The organism is Streptomyces sp. NPDC044571 (assembly GCF_040647115.1).
Lineage (GTDB): Bacteria > Actinomycetota > Actinomycetes > Streptomycetales > Streptomycetaceae > Streptomyces.
On record NZ_JBEZBN010000050.1, the window covers coordinates 28,589 to 47,017 of the forward strand.

Annotated in this window: 16 protein-coding genes; 13 read left to right on the plus strand and 3 right to left on the minus strand. The window is 71.7% G+C overall.

From position 1 onward, the window contains the following. Positions 1–7 precede the first annotated feature (7 nt). The 8 genes from AB0B01_RS24055 to katG all read left to right on the plus strand — a co-directional run bounded on the left by AB0B01_RS24055 (position 8) and on the right by katG (position 11,096). Entirely contained in the window at positions 8–2,779 is a 2,772-nt protein-coding gene (locus tag AB0B01_RS24055; protein ID WP_361722725.1) for a SpoIIE family protein phosphatase, read from the plus strand. Between the two features lie 169 nt (positions 2,780–2,948). Beyond that, on the plus strand, positions 2,949–4,472 hold the full coding sequence (locus AB0B01_RS24060) for a sugar ABC transporter ATP-binding protein (RefSeq protein ID WP_361722678.1): 1,524 nt from the start codon (positions 2,949–2,951) through the stop codon (positions 4,470–4,472). Then, positions 4,469–5,542, plus strand: a complete 1,074-nt coding sequence (locus AB0B01_RS24065) for an ABC transporter permease (protein ID WP_361722681.1) — start codon at positions 4,469–4,471, stop codon at positions 5,540–5,542. Before AB0B01_RS24060 ends, AB0B01_RS24065 begins: the two co-directional genes overlap by 4 nt. An 11-nt stretch (positions 5,543–5,553) precedes the next feature. Next, positions 5,554–6,708, plus strand: coding sequence for a substrate-binding domain-containing protein (locus AB0B01_RS24070; RefSeq protein ID WP_361722684.1), 1,155 nt, complete (start codon positions 5,554–5,556; stop codon positions 6,706–6,708). Between the two features lie 217 nt (positions 6,709–6,925). Next, the gene (locus AB0B01_RS24075) at positions 6,926–7,360 is read left to right on the plus strand and encodes a hypothetical protein (protein ID WP_361722686.1); all 435 of its coding nucleotides are present in this window, start codon (positions 6,926–6,928) and stop codon (positions 7,358–7,360) included. A gap of 232 nt (positions 7,361–7,592) precedes the next feature. Further along, positions 7,593–7,952: a hypothetical protein gene (locus tag AB0B01_RS24080; RefSeq protein WP_361722689.1), complete on the plus strand. Its 360-nt coding sequence runs from the start codon at positions 7,593–7,595 to the stop codon at positions 7,950–7,952. Between the two features lie 245 nt (positions 7,953–8,197). Next, positions 8,198–8,632, plus strand: a complete 435-nt coding sequence (locus AB0B01_RS24085; protein WP_361722692.1) for a hypothetical protein — start codon at positions 8,198–8,200, stop codon at positions 8,630–8,632. A gap of 274 nt (positions 8,633–8,906) precedes the next feature. Then, positions 8,907–11,096 carry a catalase/peroxidase HPI gene (gene katG / locus AB0B01_RS24090; RefSeq protein ID WP_361722695.1) on the plus strand — a complete coding sequence of 730 codons (2,190 nt, stop codon included), beginning with the start codon at positions 8,907–8,909 and terminating at the stop codon, positions 11,094–11,096. Between the two features lie 65 nt (positions 11,097–11,161). Here the strand turns inward: katG and AB0B01_RS24095 are convergent, their stop codons facing one another. Further along, positions 11,162–12,715: a hypothetical protein gene (locus AB0B01_RS24095; protein ID WP_361722698.1), complete on the minus strand. Its 1,554-nt coding sequence runs from the start codon at positions 12,713–12,715 to the stop codon at positions 11,162–11,164. Between the two features lie 204 nt (positions 12,716–12,919). On the opposite strand from AB0B01_RS24095, the gene AB0B01_RS24100 reads away from it, so the two are divergent. After that, positions 12,920–13,423 carry a DUF3887 domain-containing protein gene (locus AB0B01_RS24100; protein ID WP_361722701.1) on the plus strand — a complete coding sequence of 168 codons (504 nt, stop codon included), beginning with the start codon at positions 12,920–12,922 and terminating at the stop codon, positions 13,421–13,423. A 19-nt stretch (positions 13,424–13,442) separates the two neighbouring features. Continuing rightward, positions 13,443–14,306 (plus strand): class I SAM-dependent methyltransferase, encoded by an 864-nt coding sequence (locus AB0B01_RS24105; RefSeq protein WP_361722704.1) that lies wholly within the window; start codon positions 13,443–13,445, stop codon positions 14,304–14,306. Between the two features lie 22 nt (positions 14,307–14,328). On the opposite strand, the gene AB0B01_RS24110 is transcribed toward AB0B01_RS24105, so the two are convergent. Together AB0B01_RS24110 and AB0B01_RS24115 are read right to left on the minus strand one after the other, a co-directional pair. Continuing rightward, entirely contained in the window at positions 14,329–15,438 is a 1,110-nt protein-coding gene (locus AB0B01_RS24110) for a DUF5954 family protein (RefSeq protein ID WP_361722707.1), read from the minus strand. A 75-nt stretch (positions 15,439–15,513) separates the two neighbouring features. Then, on the minus strand, positions 15,514–16,464 hold the full coding sequence (locus AB0B01_RS24115) for an alpha/beta hydrolase (RefSeq protein ID WP_361722710.1): 951 nt from the start codon (positions 16,462–16,464) through the stop codon (positions 15,514–15,516). Between the two features lie 125 nt (positions 16,465–16,589). Between AB0B01_RS24115 and AB0B01_RS24120 the strand changes: the two genes are divergently transcribed. The 3 genes from AB0B01_RS24120 to AB0B01_RS24130 all read left to right on the plus strand — a co-directional run bounded on the left by AB0B01_RS24120 (position 16,590) and on the right by AB0B01_RS24130 (position 18,338). After that, the gene (locus tag AB0B01_RS24120; RefSeq protein WP_361722713.1) at positions 16,590–17,243 is read left to right on the plus strand and encodes a TetR/AcrR family transcriptional regulator; all 654 of its coding nucleotides are present in this window, start codon (positions 16,590–16,592) and stop codon (positions 17,241–17,243) included. A 234-nt stretch (positions 17,244–17,477) separates the two neighbouring features. After that, positions 17,478–17,735, plus strand: coding sequence for a hypothetical protein (locus AB0B01_RS24125; RefSeq protein WP_361722716.1), 258 nt, complete (start codon positions 17,478–17,480; stop codon positions 17,733–17,735). Between the two features lie 318 nt (positions 17,736–18,053). After that, entirely contained in the window at positions 18,054–18,338 is a 285-nt protein-coding gene (locus tag AB0B01_RS24130; protein ID WP_361722719.1) for a transposase, read from the plus strand. Positions 18,339–18,429 lie beyond the last annotated feature (91 nt).

Consider the following 18,429-nt stretch of genomic DNA (forward strand, 5'->3'; position numbering starts at 1 on the left):
GATGCAGATGGCGGTCACGGGAGGACAGATCGGCCCCGCACGCTCCCGTGAGCGATTCCTCGTGGGCGAGTCGGTCGGGACCGGGGTCAGGAGTCCCATCCTGAACTCGTGGTTGCGCTGCCGGCTGCTGGGACTGTCCCCGGACCAGACGGAGCTCCCCTTCACGGACGACTTCGATCCGGACAGCCGGCTCGTCCGTGCGGCCGGACCCGTGCTCGACCAGCTGCAGTCCCGGTTCTCGGGCAGCCAGATGAACATCTCGGTCGCCGACGCGAACGGCGCGGTGCTGCAACGCCGCTTCGGTGATCCCTCCCTCGCCCGGAGCCTGCCCCCGATCCAGAGCGTGCCCGGCTTCGTCTTCGCCGAGCGCTACGCCGGGACCAACGGCATCGGCCTCGCGCTGGCCGAGCGGCGCCTCATCCAGGTCTACGGCGCCGAGCACTTCGCCGAACGCTCCCAGGCGAACGCCTGCTGCGCCGTCCCCATCCGCGACCAGCTCAGCGGGCGCATCGTGGGCGTGCTCTGCTTCGGGTACCCGCACGCCTACGAGCGCGCGGCCTTGACGGTGCTGGTCCGCCGGGCGGCGGAGACGATCGAGCGACGGCTGATGGAGCAGAGCTCGGCGCGTGAGCGCGGGCTGCTGCGCACGTACCTCGACGCCGAACGGCGTGCCCGGGCCGGCCGGGCCGCCGGCGACGGGCACCACACCGGGCCGACCGCCCCGGCCGGGCCGCCCGAGCTGGACCGACTGGTCGATCTTGAGCTGGACCAGCACGACCAGACGGTCCTCAAGGAGAAGGCGACCGAGCTCATCTCCGCCTCACGGCGGGCCGCCGTCGAGGTGGCGCTCCCCCACGGCCGGGAGGCCACCTTGCTGAGCCGCCCGGTCACGAGCCGTTCCGGGGTGGCGGGCATGGTCGTCGAGGCGGTGCTCAGCAGCGACACGCCGCCGGTGCACCACCTCCCCCTCTCGCCCCGCTCCGGACCGCCGCCCGCCCAGCACCCGCCCGTCCAACCCCTGCCGGGGCCGGCCGAGCCGCCCGAGCCCCGGCCCGGCACGGTCCGGGGCCTGGTGCTGGTGGGCGAGCCGGAAGTCGGGAAGTACGCCATCGAGGCACGGCGCCGCCTGGAGCTGCTGGCCGAGGCCAGCAGCCGTATCGGCACCACCCTGGACGTGAGCCGCACCGCCTGGGAACTCGCCGAGACGGCGGTCCCGCGCCTGGCCGACTACGTGACCGTCGACCTGCCCGATGCGGTGCTGCGCGGGGACGAGCCCGCCGATCCGGGGACCGAGCTGCACCGCACGGTGGTCCACGGCATCCGCGAGGACTGCCCCTTCTACCCGGCCGGACAGCACGTGGAGCTCCTCCCGGGAACTCCCCACATGCGCTGTCTGACCGGCGGGCACGCGGTTCTGGAAGCCGAGCTGCAGTCCTCGGCCGGCTGGATCGCCCAGAGCCCCGAGCGCGCCCGCCGGATCCTCGGGCACGGCGTGCACTCGCTCATTGCCGTCCCGCTGCTCGCCCGGGGCGTCCTGCTCGGCATCGCGAGCTTCTACCGCGCACAGGACCCCGCCCCCTTCGGGGACGACGACAGCCGGCTGGCCCAGGAGCTCGCCGCCCGCGCGGCCCTGTGCATCGACAACGCCCGCCGCTACACCCGGGAGCACACGCTGGCCCTGGCCCTGCAGCGCAGCCTGCTCCCGCGCGGCCTGCCCGAGCAGGGCGCCGTCGAGGTCGCCCACCGCTATCTGCCCGCCGAATTCGAAGTGGGCGGCGACTGGTTCGACGTCATCCCCCTGTCCGGCACCCGCGTCGCCCTCCTCGTCGGCGACGTCGTGGGCCACGGCCTGCATGCGGCGGCCACCATGGGGCGACTGCGGACCGCCGCACGCAACTTCGCCGAACTGGAACTCGCGCCCGACGAGCTCCTCACCCACCTGGACAACCTGCTGGTGCGCCTGGACCGGGAGGAGGGCGGCGACGAGGCCACCGGCAGCAGCGGCATCGTGGGCGCCACCTGTCTGTACGCCATCTACGACCCCATCTCGCGGCAGTGCACCATGGCCCGGGCCGGCCACCTCCCGCCGGCGCTGGTCCACCCCGACGGCAGCGTGACCTTCCCCGAACTGCCCGCCGGGCCCCCGCTGGGCCTGGGCGGCCTGCCCTTCGAAACGGCCGAGATAGAGCTCCCCCGGGACAGCACGCTCATCCTGTACACCGACGGGCTCGTCGAGGACCGCCACCGCGACATCGACGTCGCCCTCGACCAGCTGCAGCGGGCCCTGGCCCACCCGGGCCGGAGCCCCGAGGAAACCTGTCAGGCGGTCATCGACGCCATGGCGCCCGAGCACCCCTCCGACGACATCGCCCTGCTCGTCGCCCGTACCCACACCCTGCCCGCCGACCGGATCGCCGTATGGGACCTGCCGGCCGATCCCGCGCGGGTCTCCGACGTCCGCACCGCCGCCACACGCCAGCTGGCGCACTGGGGACTGGACGAACTCGCGTTCTCCGCCGAGCTGATGCTGAGCGAGCTGGTCACCAACGCGGTCCGCTACGGCACCGAGCCGATCCAGGTGCGCCTGATCCGCGACCGCGTCCTGATCTGCGAGGTCTCCGACGGCAGCAGTACCGCCCCGCACCTGCGGAGGGCGGCCAGCACGGACGAGGGCGGACGCGGCCTGTTCCTCGTCGCGCAGCTGGCCCAGGCCTGGGGCACCCGCTACACCCCCCAGGGCAAGGTCATCTGGGCCGAATGCGCCCTGGACGCGGCCTGATATCCGCCACATCCATGAATGTCCCTTGACTCCCAGTAGCATCCTTTCTGTCCCACCCTCCCGTGAGGGAGATCCGAGGTCGCCCCCGGAGACGTCCGTGCATGACGCCCATGACCCTTCCGACACCTCGACGGGCCTCCCGCCCCGGAGTTCCGGCGGTGAACCGCTCGTGCGGATACAAGGCCTCGGCAAGCGGTTCGGCGGAACCGTCGCGCTGGACGACGTCGGCCTCGACCTCCACAGGGGCAGCGTCCTCGCCCTCCTCGGCCCCAACGGGGCCGGGAAGTCCACGCTCATCAAGGTGCTCGCCGGGGTACACCAGGCCGACGAGGGCGAGGTGACGGTGGCCGGGCACCGGCTCGGGTCCGAGGCCGCCACCGGGAAGATGTCCTTCATCCACCAGGACCTCGGCCTGGTCGAGTCGATGACGGTCGCCGAGAACATCGCCCTGGGGACGGGCTACCCGCGCCGCCTCGGCCTGATCTCCTGGCGGCAGACCCGGGAGCGCTGCGCCGAGGCCCTCGGGATCGTCGCCGGACACCTGGACGCCGAGGCCCGCATCGCTGACCTCGCGCCGGCCGAGCGTTCCCTGGTGGCCATCGCCCGCGCCCTCGCGCGACGGGCGGAGCTGTTCGTCCTCGACGAGCCGACCGCCACGCTGCCCGCCGCGGACTGCGCCCGGCTCTTCGACGTCCTGCACACGTTGCGCGACCGGGGGCACGGCATCCTGTATGTCAGCCACCGGTTCGACGAGGTGTACCGGGTCGCCGACGCGTTCGCCGTCCTGCGCGACGGCCGCCTGGTCAGCCAGGGGCCACTCGCCGGGTACGGCCCTGCCCGTCTGGTCCATGACATCGCGGGCGCCGCACCGGCCGGGCGTGAGCCTGGCGCTGCCGCACCGGCCGGGCGCGGGCCGGGCACTGCCGTGCCCCGCGACCGTACTCCCGTGCTGCGTCTCGACGCCGTGACGACCCGGCACACCGGGCCCGTCAGCCTGGAGCTGGCGCCCGGGGAGATCCTCGGCATGGTGGGGTTGACCGGCGCCGGCCACATGCACCTGGGGCGCGCCCTCGCCGGTGCGCTGCCGCTGCTCGGGGGGCGGGCACTGCTCGACGGCCGCCCCTACCGTCCCCGTTCGGTGGCCGCCGCCCTCGGCCGGGGAGTCGGATTCGTCGCCGCCAACCGCCAGGAGGAGGGCTGCCTCCCCGATCTGACGGTCCGGGAGAACTTCCTGGCCAACCCCCGGGCGTCCGGTGTCCCGGCGTGGCGCTGGCTCGGTCCCCGGCGGGAGCGGCGTGAGGCCGCCGACCTGATCGCACGGTTCTCGGTGCGCCCCCGCGACAGCGAGGCGCCCCTCGCCACCCTGTCGGGCGGCCACCAGCAGAAAGTCGTCCTCGGCCGGTGGCTCCGGGGCGGTCTGCGGCTGCTGATCCTCGAAGAGCCGACCGCGAGCGTGGACGTCGGCGCCAAGGCGGCGATCCACCGGCTGCTCGACGACGCGGCAACCGAGGGCCTCGCGATCCTGCTGGTGTCCACCGACTTCGAGGAGGTCGCGGACCTCTGCCACCGCACCCTGGTCTTCGTACGCGGATCCGTGGCGGCCGAACCGGCGGGTGCCGCCCTGACGCCTGCCGAACTCACCCGCGCCGCCTCGGCCATGCCCGCGATCACCGGAAGCACGACGGCCCCGTGACCCACCGGTCCCCGCGCGGGCGCGGGCATCACATCCTCGGGAGCTACGGGCTGCTGGGCCTGACCGCCCTGCTCTTCCTGGTCTTCTCCGCGGCCCTGCCGGACACCTTCCCCACGCGGGACAACGTGTCCTCGATCCTCTCCAACCAGTCGATCCCCGCGCTCCTCGCGCTCGGTGCGACGATCCCCATCGCCGCCGGCAAGTTCGACCTGTCCATCGGCTACGGGCTGGGCCTGGCGCACGTCCTGGTGATGCACCTCGTCGTCGAGGAGGGGACGCCCTGGCCGCTCGCCTGCCTCGCCGTCATCGCCGGAGGGGCGCTGGTCGGCACCCTGAACGGGCTCGTCGTCGAATTCGCCCGGATCGACTCCTTCATCGCCACGCTCGGCACCGGCAGCGTCATGTACGCCCTCACCGGATGGCTCACGGACGGCAGCCGGATCGTGCCCGGCCCGGACGGCCTGCCGGCCGCCTTCACCGGCCTGTACGACGCACGGTTCCTCGGCCTGCCGGTGCCCGCCTTCTACGTGCTCGCCGCCGTCCTCGTCCTGTGGGTGGTGCTGGAACGGCTGCCGCTCGGCCGGTACCTGTACGTCATCGGCTCCAACCCCCGCGCCGCGGACATCCTCGGCATCCCCACCCGCAGGTACTCCGTCTACGCCTTCGCCGGATCGGGGCTGGTCGTGGGCATCGCCGGGGTGCTGCTCGCCGCGCAGCAGCAGATCGGCAACCCGAGTGTCGGCCTGGACTACCTGCTGCCCGCCTTCGTCGGCGCGCTGCTCGGCTCCACCACGATCAAGCCCGGGCGCGCCAACGCGCTCGGCACCCTCGTGGCCGTCAGCGTGCTCGCCGTCGGACTCGCCGGTATCGGCCAACTCGGTGCCCGGTTCTGGGCCACCCCGCTGTTCAACGGCGGCACGCTCCTGGTGGCGGTCGGCCTGGCCGGCTACACGGCGCGGCGGCGGCTGCGGGCGCAGGCCACCCCGGACCGGGACCCGCCCGGCCGGCCGGGCGGGCCGTCGGCGCCGGAGGCGGACGACGGCGCCCCCCAGCCACCAGCGCACCCCTAGTCAGGAGCACCGTGTACCCGAACCGCACCAGCGTCCTCGCGGCCGCGGCCCTGTGGGCGGCCGCCACCGCTCTCCTCGCCGGCTGCGGAGGCGGCCCCTCGCAGACCTCGGCGTCTCCCCCGACCGCGCCCTCGGGCGCCGGCTGCCCGGCCGTACTCGCCAAGGCCAAGGAGGCCGTGGGGCAGGCCGAGCGTGCCGACCTCTCCTGGAACGGCCCCACGACCGGCCCGGCGGCGGTTCCCGGCAAGAGCGTCGTCTACGTGGCCCAGACCATGACCAACCCCGGTGTCGCCGGAGTCGCCCAGGGCATCCGGGAAGCCGCGGCGGCCATGGGCTGGCAGGTCCGGGTGATCGACGGGGAGGGCACCCCGGCGGGCATCCAGGCCGCGCTCAGCCAAGCCGTCACCCTCAAGCCCTCGGGCATCGCCATCGGCGGCTTCGACCCCCTGCTCACGGCGCAGCAGACGGCACGGGCCGAGGCCGCGGGCATTCCGCTGGTCGGTTGGCACGCGGTCACCTCCCCCGGACCGAGCAGCCGCCCCCGGCTCTTCACCAACATCACCACGAAGGTGGCGGAGGTGGCTGGGATCAGCGCGGACTGGGTCATCGCCGGGTCCGACGGCGGCGCCGGGGTCGTCGTCTTCACCGACGACTCCATCCCCTTCGCCCGCAACAAGTCCGAGCTGATCAAGCAGGCGCTCGCCGAGTGCCCCGGGGTGAGGCTGCTGGCCACGGAGAACATCCCCATCCCGGACGCGAGCCAGCGCACCCCGCAGCAGGTCTCCTCCCTGGTGTCCCGCTTCCGGAACCGGTGGACCCACTCCATCGCGATCAACGACCTCTACTTCGCCGACGCCGCCCCGGCGCTGCGTGCCGCCGGGCGCCCCGGCGAGGGGCCGCCCTTCAACATCGGCGCGGGCGACGGCGACCCCTCCGCCTTCCAGCGCATCAACAGCCGGCGCCACCAGGCGGCCACCGTCCCCGAGCCCCTGAACCAGCAGGGCTGGCAGATCATCGACGAGTTCAACCGCGCCTTCGCCGGCCGTCCCGCCAGCGGGTACGTCGCACCCGTGCACGTGGTGACGGCCGAGAACAGCGGCGGGGCCACGTCCTGGGACCCGAAGGGCTACCGAGAGGCGTACGAGCGGATCTGGCGCGGGGAGTAGCCGGCGGGGCAGGGGACCGGGGGCTTTTAGCAAGATCGATTTTCGGCGTCAAGCCACGTACTTGAGGGGCATGACGCACGTCCCGCCACAGGGTTTATTTGAAGTACGCCCTCACCGGGACAAACCACCGGAGACAACGAGGCCGAACCGATAGCCCGGCCCTTTCCCCGGGAAATTTCACGAAACCCCCTTTTCTCATACCGAATGGAGAATTCCCATGTTCCAGCGTTTCTCGACCCGTCGTATCGTCCTGGCCGGAGCTTCCGTGGCGCTGCTGGGCGGCGGCATCGCACTGCCGGCGACCGCCATGGCCGCGCCGGTCGCCGCCCCGCAGCACGTCGTCACCCTCGCCCCCGCGGACAGCGCCGACGGCATCGGTACCGGCGGAGACTCCAACGCCGAGAACACCACCGTCGGTGGCGAGGCCAAGGGCGGCAGCGCCAACTCCGGTGTCTCCAACTGTGAGGGCGGATGTGACATCACCACCGGCGCCGCCACGGGCGGCAGCGCCAGCGCCGACGCCATCAACCAGGGCGACGCCACCTCCGTGGGCGGCGACGGCACGGGCACCGGCGGCATCGTGAGCAAGACCGAGGCCCAGGTCATCAAGGACCAGGTCAAGGAGAACCTGAAGGCCAAGCTCGGCAAGTGACGGCTGAGCCGACCACCCGCTGAGCCCCTACACACCGCGACGATGCCGGAGAGGCCATGGCCTCTCCGGCATCCGCACGCCCCGGCATCCCCAGCCGGGCCACGACTTCCCGGCGCGTTCGCGACCATCCGCCGCCACCGAAAGCAGCCGGCCGGTGTCATGACGGCCGTGCAGGCCATCACCCTGGCGGGCCCGGCCCTCGCCGGCCCTCCCCGTGGGCATGGCCGTGGGCATGGCCGTGGCCGCGGTGTACCGGGACATCGAGGCCGCCTTCGATCCGCCGTACGGCGAGGACCCGGCGTCCGAACACGTCGTGCTCATCGTCGCGGCCTGCACGCTGTTCGTTCTGCTTCTCGCCATGGGCATGTCGGGCATGGCGGCGCCGGCCGCGCTCTGCCAGGCGGTCCTCAAGGAGGCCGTGACGGGAGAGCGCGGCCGCGCCGCTCGCCCTCTTGCCGGTGCTGCTGCCGACCGCCGTGCCGCCGGCCGTATGGCTCGGCACCCGGGACGGCCTGGCCCCGGCCGCCGTGGCCCTGGAGGAGGCGTCTGCGGCCACCGCGCTGCGCCGCTCGGCCGCACTGGTCCGGGGTGACCGGTTGCCCGCCTTCGGCATCGCCCGGCACCGCCGGGCGAACTGCCGGGACGCTCGCTTTACCAAGATCGATTCTCGGCGTCAAGCCACGTATTCGAGTGGCGTGACGCATGTCGGCCCACAGGGTTTATTTGAAGTACGCCCTCACCGGGAGAAACCACCGGAGAAAACGAGGACGAAAATTGCCGCCGACCCTTCCCGGGACGGTGTCCAGACCCTCTTTTTACACCGAATGGAGAATTCCCATGTTCCAGCGTTTCTCGACCCGTCGTATCGTCCTGGCCGGAGCTTCCGTGGCGCTGCTGGGCGGCGGCATCGCCCTCCCCGCAACCGCGATGGCCGCCCCGGTCGCCGCCCCGCAGCACGCGGTCGCCCTGGTCCAGGACGACAGCGCCGACGGCATCGGCACGGGCGGCGGCTCCAACGCCGAGAACACCACGGTCGGCGGCACGGCCACCGGTGGCACCGCCAACTCCGGTGTCGGCATCTGCAAGGGCAAGTGCACCATCACCACCGGCGCCGCCACCGGCGGCAGCGCCAGCGCCGACGCCATCAACCAGGGCGACGCCACCTCCGTGGGCGGCGACGGCAAGGGCACCGGCGGCACCGTGAACAAGACCAACAAGGGGCTCGTCAAGAAGCAGCTCAAGGACGCCCTGAAGGCCCAGTTCGGCAAGTGACGGCCGCCGGCCCGGACCCTGCGCCCCCCGAGGAGTCAATTCCCGTAAACCACCCGACACAGCGGACGCCGGAGAGGCCCACAGCCTCTCCGGCGTCCGCATGCCGGGCGCCGGATTTCCCCGCCAAACCCTGCTTACTTAAGACAATAACTTCGAGTGTCGTTGCGCGAGTCGCCCTGCGTGTTCTCTCAGCGGGGAGACACCGGTGCGCAACCATGGGCACAAGGGCAAGCAGGCCAGCAGAGGAATCAGTGAGACAGGAAGAAGGACCGACGTGTCTGGCAGCGAGAGCGAGAACCCGGTAATCCCCTCCCCGACCCCCACGGCTACCCGGCCGAAGACGAATCGGGACTGGTGGCCGAACCAGCTGGACCTTCAGGTTCTCCACCAGCACTCGCCCCGGTCCAATCCGATGGGCGAGGACTTCACTTATGCGGACGAGTTCAGGAACCTCGACGTCGACGCGCTGAAGCAGGACGTCTTCGAGGTGATGACGACGTCGCAGGACTGGTGGCCCGCCGACTACGGCCACTACGGTCCGCTGTTCATCCGGATGAGCTGGCATGCCGCGGGCACCTACCGCATTGCCGACGGCCGGGGCGGTGGCGGATCCGGTGCCCAGCGTTTCGCGCCCCTCAACAGCTGGCCGGACAACGCGAGCCTCGACAAGGCGCGCCGCCTGCTCTGGCCGGTCAAGCAGAAGTACGGCCGGAAGATCTCCTGGGCCGACCTCCTGGTCTTCGCCGGCAATTGCGCCATGGAATCGATGGGGTTCAAAACGTTCGGGTTCGGCTTCGGCCGGGAGGACATCTGGGAACCGGAGGAAATCTTCTGGGGACCCGAGGACACGTGGCTCGGAGACGAGCGCTACAGCGGCGAGAGGGAACTCACCGGTCCTTTCGGCGCCGTGCAGATGGGCCTGATCTACGTGAACCCGGAGGGCCCCAACGGCAACCCGGACCCGATGGCCGCCGCCAGGGACATTCGCGAGACGTTCGGGCGCATGGCGATGAACGACGAGGAGACGGTCGCGCTCATCATCGGCGGCCACACGTTCGGCAAGTGCCATGGTGCGGTCCAGGCCGAGTACATCGGTCCGGAACCCGAGGCCGCCCCCGTCGAGCAGCAGGGCCTCGGCTGGAAGAACACCTACGGCAGCGGCGTGGGCCCCCACGCGCTCACCAGCGGGCTGGAAGGCGCATGGACCACCGCGCCGACGACTTGGGACAACGGTTACCTGGACAACCTGTTCACGTACGACTGGGAGCTGACGACGAGCCCCGCCGGTGCGAAGCAGTGGACTCCCAAGGATCCCGCGGCCCAGGGCACCGTGCCCGACGCTCACGATCCCTCGAAGCGGCACGCCCCCATGATGCTGACGACGGACCTCGCGCTGAAGGTGGACCCCGTCTACGGGCCGATCTCGAAGCGCTTCCACGAGAATCCCGCCGAGCTCGCGGACAAGTTCGCCAAGGCGTGGTACAAGCTGTTGCACCGCGACATGGGGCCCGTCTCGCGCTACCTCGGCCCCTGGATTCCCGAGCCGCAGCTGTGGCAGGACCCGGTCCCCAAGGTCGATCACGAGCTGGTCGCGAAGGAGGACATCACCGCCCTCAAGCGCCAGATCCTCGCATCGGGACTGTCCGTCTCCCAACTGGTCACCACGGCCTGGGCCTCGGCGGCCAGCTTCCGCGCCACCGACAAGCGCGGCGGGGCCAACGGGGCGCGGATCCGGCTCGCGCCGCAAAAGGACTGGGAGGTGAACGACCGGCCCGAAGTGGTCGAGGTGGTCCAGGGCCTTGAGCGGATCCAGCAGGAGTTCAATCGCTCGCAGTCGGACGGGAAGCGGGTTTCGCTCGCCGACCTGATCGTCCTGGGCGGGTGCGCGGCCGTGGAGCAAGCGGCGAAGAGCGCCGGGCACGACATCACGGTCCCCTTCGCACCGGGGCGCACGGACGCCTCGCAGGAGCAGACCGACGTGGAGTCGTTCGCCGTGCTCGAACCGACCGCAGACGGTTTCCGCAACTACCTCCGGACCGGGGAGAAGTTGGCCGCGGAGACCCTCCTGCTCGACCGGGCCAACCTGTTGGACCTGACCGCGCCCGAGATGACGGTTCTGATCGGCGGTATGCGGGCGCTGAACACGAACTTCGGGCGGTCCGCACACGGCGTCTTCACCGACCGGCCCGAGACGTTGACCAATGACTTCTTCGTCAATCTGCTCGACTCGGGCCTGGAGTGGAAGGTGTCCGAGTCGATCGAGGGCGTATTCGAAGGCCGGGACCGCGCCAAGGGCGAGGTCAAGTGGACCGCCACCGCCGTCGACCTCGTCTTCGGTTCGCACTCCCAGCTCCGCGCCATCTCGGAGGTGTACGCGTGCCAGGATGCGAGCGGGAAGTTCGTGCGTGACTTCGTGGCGGCGTGGGACAAGGTCATGAACCTCGACCGGTTCGACCTTGCCTGAGCACGTTGTCCGGGTCGGCCGCTGACCGGCCGACCCGGACCCGGGCGGGCGCCCGCCGCCGGGCGTCAGGTCCCGCCGTTCTTCAGCCGGCGCACGACCTCCTCGGACAGGCGCCGTTGCAGTTCGGCGAGCTGCTCGGGGGTGTACCCGTGGAGGTCGACGTCCCCGGGGGGCGCGGCGCCCTCGCCCTTCGGTTTCTGTTTCTCCTGCTCCCTGCGTTTGAGTTCCGCTTCCTCCGGGGACCCGGGCGCCGCGAACGCACAGCTGATGAGTGCTCCCTCAGCCGTCTTCAGGCAGGTCGCCTCCCGGCCGGCGACCTGGCCCCGGCCCTCCACCCGGTAGCGGATGTTCTGCTCGCTGCCGATGGTGGCGGTCCACGTACTGCCGCCGGTGGGAACGACCTCGAAGACCCGGTCCTCGTTGTAGCAGCAGACGTCCCGGTACTCCGCCTTGACCAGCTCGACGAGCGCCTTCGGCGACGACCAGGTCGGACTGAGCCGGTGGACGGTCATCGGGGCGAGGCCCCCGCCCTGATGACGGGTCGGTACGGTCGACACGGCCACGACGGAACTGGCCTCCCCCTGCGGGGTGAGGGGGGTGACGTACGCGCTGCCGCCGGCCTGGTCGCGGTACCGCAGCGTGAACTCCGATTCGTTGCCTTCGTTGGCGCCGTCCTCCGACGCGTCCCAGCCACTGCGCTCGAACCACCAGTCGCTGAAGCTGCCGACCGCGGCGGTCCCCTCGCGCTGCCGGGACGCGAGGCTCATCGGATAGGAGGGGCCGGGCACCGCTGCCGTGTCGGTGGTGACCGTCACTTGCCCGGTCCGCCCGTTGTAGAGCGCGACTCCGGCCGGGCGTTCGGTCACCAGCAGGAAGCCGGTCTGGCGCTTGAGGGGGACGACCACGATCGGGGTATCGCCCGTGCAGGTCACGTAGGCGTCCGACGCCTCGAAGCGTACCCAGCGCTTCTGGGCCGAGATCCTGCGGCCGAGGTTGTGGGTGAACCAGCCGCCGATCCGTGCGTCGGCCCTCTCCACGTCGAACGCGCACCGCTCCTGGTTGCGGCTGTTGCCTCCGAGCGGGATCTCCTGCACGAGGCCGACTTCGTATCCGGACAGCCAGCCGCGCCGCTCGACCATGGTCGCGAACCGGTCGGCGTCGGGCAGGTACGTGACGTCGGCGATCTCGCCGGTCACATCGCCCAGATGCGGGGCGGCCTGTGCCTTTCCGACCAGGTACGGCGCGCGGGGCACCAGTTCGGGGACCGCCTCGGAGACGATCTGCACGTCGCGCATGTACACCCGGTCCTGGAGGTACGCGCCGTACACCAGCCACCAGACCGCGATGCCCAGCCCCAGGAGGCCGCCCAGCCAGCCGAGGGCCACCGCCGCGCCACCCCCGGCCCCGCCCCCGCCCGCACCGGCGCCGCGCCGCTTCCTGCGGAGCAGGTGCACTGCCGTCCACAGGGCCGCGGCGGACGCGGCGGCCAACAGCGGCGCGGACAACCAGGCGAAGATCTTCCGTAGCTCCCAGACCACGATCGTGGTGTAGTACGAGCCGTACCAGACAGCCAGACCTGCCAGAAGTACTGCCGTCCCCCACCGCACTGCCCGGCCCATCAGACCCCCCTGACGTCAACTACCCCTATTGTCCTCCTCACTTCGGGCAGCTGTCAGTAGCCGGGCGGCCGACGCCGGGGGGCACGCGTGGAGACGCCGTCGCGAGCGGGCGGCCGGCGGGCCTGTTCCCCGGCGTGCGGGGGCGGAGTGAGCGGAGCAAGATGGACCTGTCCGGACCCTCCGCGGGAGAAGGTCGTGGTCCCGATGCCCGACAACGGCCCGACGCCCCACAGCAAGCGGGCACTCCTCCAGGCGATGGCCACGGCCACGCTGGCCGCCTGTGTGCTGCTGCCGGCCGGCGGTTCCGCGTCCGCCGCGGTACGGAGCCGCGCACCCGCGGCGGTCACGGCGGTCACGCGCCCCGCCGGGGCGGTGTCCCCGGCTCAGACCCCGTACGACCGGATCGCCGTTCAGACGCTCGACGCCATCGTGAGCGGCGACTTCACTGCGGCCACAGCCCACTTCGACCCGACGGTACGCAAGCTGCTGACGCCAGAGGCCCTCGCGGCGGCCTGGAAGACGTACCAGGCCACGTTCGGGCGCTACCAGTCGCACGGGGATCCCGAGGACGTCGCACGCGGCGACTCCACCGTGGTCAACGTGCCGCTGCGGATGGAAAGCCAGGCCGGCGAGTTCCGCCTGAACTTCCACAAGAACGGAAGCATCGCCGGTCTGTGGTTCCTCAAGACCGGAGTGCCGATCCCGTAGCGGAGGCGGTGGCCGACCGATGTACCCACCTGTTCCGACCGGCGGTGAAGCGCCCGGGAGCGCCTCCACGCCAGGGCAGTACGGCGAGACGGTGTTCCCGCCCGACCAGGCCGGCGAGGACGAGCGCATCGACCTCGGCGCCCTCGCCTACGACGACGTCACGATCGCCCGGCTGCGCGAGCTGGGCGCGGGGCCCGGATGGAGCAGCCTCGACGTGGGAGCGGGCACCGGCAGCATCGCCCGCCGGCTGCTGGGGGAGCTCGGCGTCACGCGTGTCCTGGCGGTGGACCGCGACGTCCGCTTCCTTTCAGGCCGTCCGCAGCCCGGACTCGACGTCCTGGAGGCGGACATCAGCGCCCCCGGGTTCGACCCCGGGCGGTTCCACCTGGTCCACGCTCGTTTCGTACTGATGCACCTGCCCGCCCGCCGGCAGCTGATGGCGCGCCTCGGCGAGCTGCTCGTACCCGGCGGAGTCCTGGTGCTCGGCGATGCGGTCGACCTGACCACCGACCTCGCGCCCACGAGCCCGTACACCCGGGCCATGCAGGCCCTGTGGCAGGGGCTGCGCGACACCATCGGCACCGACATCTCCTGGACCCCGCGCTACCCGCAGCTGATGCACGACCTCGGTCTGGTGTCCGTGGCCGCCGAGATCCATGTGCCGCCCCTCCTCCCGGGGAGCGCCATCAGCCGTTTCTGGGTGGAGACGTGGAACCGCGGGAGAGAGGCGATGAACGCGACCGGGCTGGTGGACGACGCGGACATCGACGAGGCGATCCGGTACCTCGATTCTCCCGACTGCGCAGACCTGTCACCCGGGATGATCACGGCCTGGTGCCGCCGGCCCGGGGCGGAGGGCCCCGACGTTCCCGCCGACGCATAGCGGACACCGGTCGAGTGCTCGATCAGTCTTCGGGGAGGACGCGGCCGTCTTCGTCGAGCGGAAGGTGGATGCGTGTGGGGTCCTGGCTGTTGGCATCGGACGGGCGCGGGCCCTCGGGTCCGTCGGGGCCCCAGCGCAGCAGGCGCCGGGTGCGGGCGATCTGGTACACGGCGCCCTGGAATTCCAGCTGGTTGACGCGCCCGGCCCGGAGCGTGTCGGCGGCATGGGCGTACGCGGCCAGCTCGGCGGCCCGCCGGTCCGCCGCGGCGCCGCCTCCCGTTGCACCGCCCCTTCCGCCGCCTGCGGCCCAGGTACGCGCGTCGGCGTGCGGGTCGGCTCCCTCGGGGATGTGGCCGCGCATACGGGGCCACATCCAGGTCAGCGCGAAGTCCAGCGACTTGCGGGCGGCGTGCGCGGTCGCGTGGGGTCCGCTGACCGGCGCCCAACTGCTCGCGGCCTGCTCGACGACCGTGAACGTCGGCGGCAGGAGCAGGACGTCCGGGTGGGTCTCCAGCGCCCGCCGTGCGTCGGCGCGCACGTCTTCCGGGAACCGCGCGCCGGTGTAGCACAGGCCGCGCAGCGCCAGCTGTTCCAGGGCCTGGGTCGGGGTGACCGGCGCGTCCGGGTCCAGGACCAGGCCGTCATCGATCTCCGGTCCCTTGGCGGCGCGGTCCCAGTCGGGGACGGGGGGCTCCGGGTCGGTCGGCCGGGGCTCCTCCATGCCGCCTGCGCCCGCGCCCGCGTACTCCTCGGCGCGTACGACCCGGTACCGGGTCCCGGCCACGTCGAGTTCGTCGACCCGCTCGCTCTCCAGCCGGGCGACCGCCGCCAGCAGAGCGCGCCGCTCCGCCCTGTCGTGCGCGTCGTCCTTCGCGCGGAACCACAAGAGCGAGTTCAGCCCGTCGCGCGCCTGTTGCGGGCAACCCGCCGTCACGGCGACCATCACCCGCCACCTCGGCGCGTCCCCGGCACTCTGCGCCGCCACCCCGAACAGCGGGCCGCGCACCACCACATCGCCCGCGCGCGACACGGCGTCGACCGCGTCGGCTTCCACTGCGGCTTCCACCGGCTCCACCGGCACCCGCACCACCACCGGCCGCGACCTGCCCGGCCCCACATCCCCACGGTCCATGCCCCCATCCTGCCGATCACGGCACGGCATCGCTCCGGATTCGCCGATTCCACCGACGCTTCCGGCCCGCAGGTGTTACGAGCCGACGGCACCCTGGGCCGCGGCCGGGTCGAGGGAGTCGATGTCCTCCATGAAGCTCAGCATCCGGGCGTTGACCAGGTCGGGGTGGTCGATCTGGGGGCCGTGGCCGGTCTGGGCGATGATCTCGGCGCGGGCACCGGAGATCACGCGCGGTACGCGCTCCAGCTGCCGCTTCGGGTGCACGAGCAGGCTGCGCTTGCCCATGATCAGGTAGAACGGCGTCCGGATGGAGCCCAGTTCGGCGTCCGTGAGCGGCAGCGGCGCGGGACGGCGGATCCGGAAGGCCCGCACGCCCGCCTGGATCCATGCGCGCAGCTCGGGGACGGTGATCACCGGCTGTTCCAGCCACTTGGCGAGGCGCGGGCGCCAGGCCTTGGGGGCGTAGGTGGCGAAGAGACTGGCGAAGATCCAGACGAAGAAGCGCAGTCCCACCTTTTCCAGGCCGCCCGGGTCGAGGGCGGTGACCGAGGCGAGCCGACCGGGCCGGCGGTGGGCCTGGTTGATGACCAGCCAGCCCCCGTAGGAGGAGCCGACGAGGTGGACCTTGTCGAGGCCGAGGGCGTCGAGGGCCTCGTCCATCCACTGGGCCGCGCGCTCGGGCTGCCACATCGGTTCGCGGTGGACGCTGCGGCCGGGGTCGCCGGGGGTGTCGAGCGCGTAGACGGGGCGGTCGGCGCTGAGCGCACGGGTGTTGGGGTACCACTGCGCGGAGCAGCCTCCCGAACCGTGGATCAGGACCACGGGCGTGCGCGACTCGGCTGCCGCGTCGGTGGGGCCGTAGCGGTAGACGTGCGTGGTGCCGAAGCTCGTCTCGACGTCCGTCTCGGAGCGGATCGGTGCACCTTTCGCGAAGAGCGCGTCGCAGGCTGCGAAGTAGCGGTCGCGCAGCTCGTCGCTCACATAGTGGCCGATGTCGCGGCGCACTCGGGTCGTGTTCTCGGGCACGGGGCACCTCCGGGAAGATCCGTTCGTCGTGATACGACCGTACCATAATGATGGTACGGCGGTACCATAAGGAGGTCCGGACCGGCCGGACGCAAAGGCGGCACCGACAGGCGGAGGCACGGCACATGCCGAAGCGCGTGGACCACGAGGAACGGCGCACCCAGATCGCCGAGGCACTCATCCGGGTCGCCGGGCGGCGCGGACTGCACGCCGTCGGCATGCGCGATGTCGCAGCCGAAGCAGGCGTGTCACTCCGCCTCGTCCAGTACTACTTCCAGACCAAGGAGAAACTGCTCTTCTACGGGCTCCAGCACCTCACCGACCGCTTCACCGCACGCGTCGGCGCCCGGCTGCGAGCCGCCGGGGAGGATCCCGGTCAGCGCGCGACGGTCGAGGCGCTCCTCCTCGCCTCCCTCCCCACCGACGAGGAGAGCCGCACCTTCCACCTCCTCTACAGCTCGTACGCGATCCTCTCCGTCACCGACGAGGCACTCGCGGCGCAGCCCTTCATCGACAACCCCGAGGCCGCCGAGGACGCCCTGACCGGCCTGCTCCGGCAGGCCCAGGAAACCGGCGCGGCCGACCCCGACGTCGACGCGCGCACCGAAGCCATCAGCCTGCTCGCCATGACGGCGACCATGGGCACCAGCATCCTCGTGGGGCAACGGGAGCCGGAGTCGGCCGTCAGGGTCCTGCACCACCACCTGGACCGGATCTTCACCGCCACCGACCGCCCAGCCCACCGCGCCCCCTGCGCCCACGCCGCACCGCCTGCGTGACCACGGCGGGACCGGGCGCCTCGCCGACCCGCACGGCGAGGCCGAGCGCAGCGAGGCTGAGATGCACGTAGAGCCACGGCTCGTGGGACGAGGGGCACCAACGGGCACCCCTTGAGGTGCGCCACTGCCCCACGACTGCCTGGTGCCCCATCGCAGGCGGCTCGTTCTCGCTCTGGCCGAGAGCCGCCCCTGCCGTCACCGTCGAAGGGCAGACACCGACCGAAGGGACGCCCGTTGGCAGCACCGGCAACACCCACCCCCACCTCCCGCAGTCCGTTCACCGCCTGGCAGGGCCGGTTCCTGGTCTGGTTCGCCGGCGCCGTGCAGAGCAGACTCGCCCAGCACCGCTTCCGCCCGGACGTGGCCCTGCGCAACGCGGCTATGCGGGCAGCGCACCGCTGCGGCATCGACCGCGGCGAGTTGGTCCGGGCCACCGGGCTCAGCTCGCAGACCGTCACCAAGGCCCTGACCGGAAAGCCCACGCCCGAGTAACCGAGTACCCGACCGCCCACTCCGGCGTCGCCGCCGCCTTCGGCGCCCGTCTCAGTAGCTTTATCGCAACCGATCATGGGCCATGCGGGTCGAACAGGCTCCCTCAGGGGTGATCTTCCGGCTGTACGCGCATGAGGGCAGGGCCTCTCGGTAGCTCGGGGATGCGAATCCGACCGAGCAGTACCAGGAGGTCCTGTTGTCCCATGTGCACGCGGTTGCGCCTGTCGACTTCAACTCGCCTGGTCGTGCGATTGCCTCGCGCACGCGTACGGCAACGCCGCCGATCATCCCGGTCGGCAGCGTCGGTATCCGTCGGACATGACGGACGCGGAATGGGCGGCGGTGCGGCCCTTGCTACCCACGCCGTCCTGGCTGGAGGGCCGGGGCGGGCAGCCCGAGGCCTACTGCCACCGCCAGATGCGCGACGCGATCCGCTACCTGATGGCGGACGGGATTTCCTGGCGGGCGATGCCCGCGGATTGCCCGACTGGGCCCGGGTCCACGCCTTCTTCCGCCGCTGGCGCGAGAACGGGCTGGTCCTGCCCGTGCTCCCGCCACCTGCCACAACGCCCGTTGTCACATGATCGGCCGGACAAGTCCTAACTGATCATTTCAGAATGAGTTTGGCTCAGGGGCTTGGCAGTTGGGCTGACGGGCGGCAAGGTTCTGGATGTGTCGGATGATCTTGTGCCTG

Excerpts from the sequence above, each read along its gene's own strand:
- AB0B01_RS24055 (WP_361722725.1), top strand. The coding sequence starts at position 8 with ATGGCGGTCACGGGAGGACAGATCGGCCCCGCACGCTCCCGTGAGCGA.
- AB0B01_RS24075 (WP_361722686.1), top strand. The coding sequence starts at position 6,926 with ATGTTCCAGCGTTTCTCGACCCGTCGTATCGTCCTGGCCGGAGCTTCC.
- AB0B01_RS24080 (WP_361722689.1), top strand. The coding sequence starts at position 7,593 with ATGGCCGTGGCCGCGGTGTACCGGGACATCGAGGCCGCCTTCGATCCG.
- AB0B01_RS24085 (WP_361722692.1), top strand. The coding sequence starts at position 8,198 with ATGTTCCAGCGTTTCTCGACCCGTCGTATCGTCCTGGCCGGAGCTTCC.
- AB0B01_RS24095 (WP_361722698.1), bottom strand. The coding sequence starts at position 12,715 with ATGGGCCGGGCAGTGCGGTGGGGGACGGCAGTACTTCTGGCAGGTCTG.
- AB0B01_RS24100 (WP_361722701.1), top strand. The coding sequence starts at position 12,920 with ATGCCCGACAACGGCCCGACGCCCCACAGCAAGCGGGCACTCCTCCAG.
- AB0B01_RS24105 (WP_361722704.1), top strand. The coding sequence starts at position 13,443 with ATGTACCCACCTGTTCCGACCGGCGGTGAAGCGCCCGGGAGCGCCTCC.
- AB0B01_RS24110 (WP_361722707.1), bottom strand. The coding sequence starts at position 15,438 with ATGGACCGTGGGGATGTGGGGCCGGGCAGGTCGCGGCCGGTGGTGGTG.
- AB0B01_RS24120 (WP_361722713.1), top strand. The coding sequence starts at position 16,590 with ATGCCGAAGCGCGTGGACCACGAGGAACGGCGCACCCAGATCGCCGAG.
- AB0B01_RS24130 (WP_361722719.1), top strand. The coding sequence starts at position 18,054 with ATGACGGACGCGGAATGGGCGGCGGTGCGGCCCTTGCTACCCACGCCG.